The following is a 2,578-nucleotide window of genomic DNA, read 5'->3' as shown; positions in this document are numbered from 1 at the left end:
TCGTAAGCAGTCTTTTAACGACGCCCCTCAGCGTTGCAGCGTGAGACGCAAGACTCAGTGGAGCGCAGCAGGCATGTTCAACGGCAGCAGCGCCGTGTAGTCGTCGGCAGTCTGTGCGAGCGGGAGGCGCTGGAACAACCAGGTCAGATAGCGATACGGTTCGATGCCATTGGCGCGGCAGGTCTCGATGAGCGAGTAGAGGTTCGCGCTGGCCTTTGCGCCGGCGACGGACGTCGAGAACAGGAAGTTTTTGCGACTGATCACGAATGGCCTGATCGCGTTTTCACAGGCGTTGTTGCTAATTGGCCAATCCCCATTCTCGACGTAGCGAATGAGCTTGGGCCACTGCCCGCGCAGGTATTGCAGCGCCTTTCCAAGCAGGCTGCCAGGCACTACGTTTGGCAACTGGTCGCGCAGCAACTGCTCGATGGCTTGTAGCACACGCGCACTGTATCGGCGACGAAGCCGCTGTCGCCGCGCTGACGGCCAGTCGGCCGAGCGCGATTCCGCGGCGAACAACTTGCCGATGAGTTTGACGAAGCGCGTGGCCGTCAATTGCGGCGTGCGCAGGGCCTTGGGCACAGCCTCCTCTGCCTTGATCACGGCACGCCGCGCGTGGGCCCAACAACCAAGGTGAATGAGCTGGTGCTCGATCGCCAAGCCGTTGTAAAGCTCGTAGCCATCAGTCATCAACGCCGCACCTGGACGGATGCCAGCATAGATTTCCTTGGCGTGTTTGGCGCCGCGTCCCGACGCGTAGCTGAACAAGCGCACGGGCGGCCCGGAGCCGTTCATTTGCGCCCACATGTAACTCTTGGTCTGTGGCCGCCGTCCCGGCTCCTTCAAGACCTGGAGGATCGTCTCGTCGCCGTAGATGATGTCAGACTCAAGCAGCGTGTCGCGCAGCAGGTTGATCACCGGCTGCACGGCCTGTCCCACGCGCACCATGCTGGCGGCGATGGTATTCGCCGAGATGTCGCCGCCGAAGCGGCGCAGCAATGCAGCCTGGCGATACAGGGGCATGCCGAACTGGTACTTTCCGGTGGCAATCCAGGCAAGAGCCGATTCGGTGAACAGGCCACGAGGGATGATACGCGGCGGGGCAGGCGTGACCTTGATTCCCAGATCGCAGCACGGACAGGCGCGCTTGACGCGCTGGTGCTGGATGACACGGACCTGTTCGGGGATCACGTCCAGTTGTTCGCTGATCTCGACGCCGATCTCGACCAGCGCGTGGCCATCGTTTGCACAGAAGCGCTCGGACTCTGGCAGGTCGTGACGCACCACTTCGCGTGGCAGCTTGGGATCGAGGGGCTTGCGACCACGCTTGTTGCGGGTGTGAGCGGCGACCTTCGTGCCTGGTAGGTCTTCCTGTGCAGGCTGTGCGTTGGCGGCGAGTGCTTCGGCCTCGTTAAACAGGCCGAGCTGGCCCGCATCACGCGCTTCGCTCTTGGCGCCGAACAGTTCGCGCCGATAGGCACGCAGTCGTTCTTCTGCCAGATCGCGTTCAGCCTTTACCAGGCGCAACTCACCCTGAAGTTCATCACGTTCGAGGCGGAGCTGGCGCGCTGCGTCGCGTTCTGCGAGCAGCTCCTCGAGTTCCTCAGCGGTGATCGTGACGTTGATGGGCATGTCGGCTTGGACCGACATGCCCGTGCGCGAGTTCAACTCGTTCGCACGTAGATGCGTTGGGGATGCTTCCTGATGACTGCGATGTCGATGCCGTCCAGCAACCAATGCAACTGATCGACGGTGAGCGTGACGATATCGGTCGTGTCCGGCCACACGAAGCGATCCTCGGCTTCCAATCGCTTGAGGAATAACCAGAAACCAGAACCGTCCCAGCCGAGGATCTTGATACGGTCGCACCGTCGGTTACCGAACACGTACAGCGAGTGGTCAAACGGGTTGAGCAACATCGCTTGCTCCACCAGAATCGACAGCCCGTTGATCCCCATCCGGAAGTCCACCGGCTCCCGATGCAGGAATACCTTCAGCCCGCTGTCGAACCGGAACACGGCATCCTCCCCAGCATCTGGACAATCATCGTCAGCCCTGCGAGATCCGCCTGGCTCAGATCCAGTTCGACGCCATTGGGCAATCGCACATGCAACGCGACGGCCATACAGGCGGAGGTCGGATCGACTGACGTCGGCTCTGAGGGAGACTCCACGGCCACGAATGCTGAGGGTCGGTTATCGGTCATCACTCTCGTCTGCGTCTGTTGCACAGGTTCGCCGTGCGGATCAGGGAAATCCGCCGCTTGGCCGACAGCCGGCGCCTGATCACTCATCGTGCGCTCACGCTCCAGCAGATACTGCGCTATCCACTTGCGCAGCAGGCTGACGTGCACGCCGCTCTCCAGCGCCTGGCGTGCGATGGATATCCCTGGCCGCAGACAGGCCTCAACCAGTGCTCGCTTGCTGGCCTTGTCGTATCGCTTGCGACCCCTGCTGTTGCTGCTGACAACTATCAGTTCCGGCGATGCTTCGCTCATCAATGTTCTCCTGAAGTAGGTGGAGAACATCATCACCATTCAGCTTGCCATTTGATAGACGCCGATGAAAGACTGCTTACG

The 2,578-nt window shown here is 61.2% G+C and carries 3 protein-coding genes; all 3 read right to left on the bottom strand.

Going from position 1 to position 2,578, the window contains the following annotated elements; all coding sequences use genetic code 11:
• Positions 1 to 54 precede the first annotated feature (54 nt).
• From tnpC to CF70_RS17515, 3 genes are read right to left on the bottom strand one after another with little or no spacing between them, the layout of a single operon-like run.
• Positions 55 to 1,632: an IS66 family transposase gene (gene tnpC, locus CF70_RS17525; protein WP_035867252.1), complete on the bottom strand. Its 1,578-nt coding sequence runs from the start codon at positions 1,630 to 1,632 to the stop codon at positions 55 to 57.
• A gap of 32 nt (positions 1,633 to 1,664) precedes the next feature.
• Positions 1,665 to 2,018 (bottom strand): IS66 family insertion sequence element accessory protein TnpB, encoded by a 354-nt coding sequence (gene tnpB / locus CF70_RS17520; protein WP_035867247.1) that lies wholly within the window; start codon positions 2,016 to 2,018, stop codon positions 1,665 to 1,667.
• Positions 1,994 to 2,536 carry a transposase gene (locus CF70_RS17515; RefSeq protein WP_051648612.1) on the bottom strand — a complete coding sequence of 181 codons (543 nt, stop codon included), beginning with the start codon at positions 2,534 to 2,536 and terminating at the stop codon, positions 1,994 to 1,996. Before CF70_RS17515 ends, tnpB begins: the two co-directional genes overlap by 25 nt.
• Positions 2,537 to 2,578 lie beyond the last annotated feature (42 nt).

It is taken from the genome of Cupriavidus sp. SK-3 (genome assembly GCF_000611145.1).
Lineage (GTDB): Bacteria > Pseudomonadota > Gammaproteobacteria > Burkholderiales > Burkholderiaceae > Cupriavidus.
The sequence above is the reverse complement of the archived record's forward strand: the minus strand, read 5'-3'. Positions and strand labels throughout refer to the sequence as shown.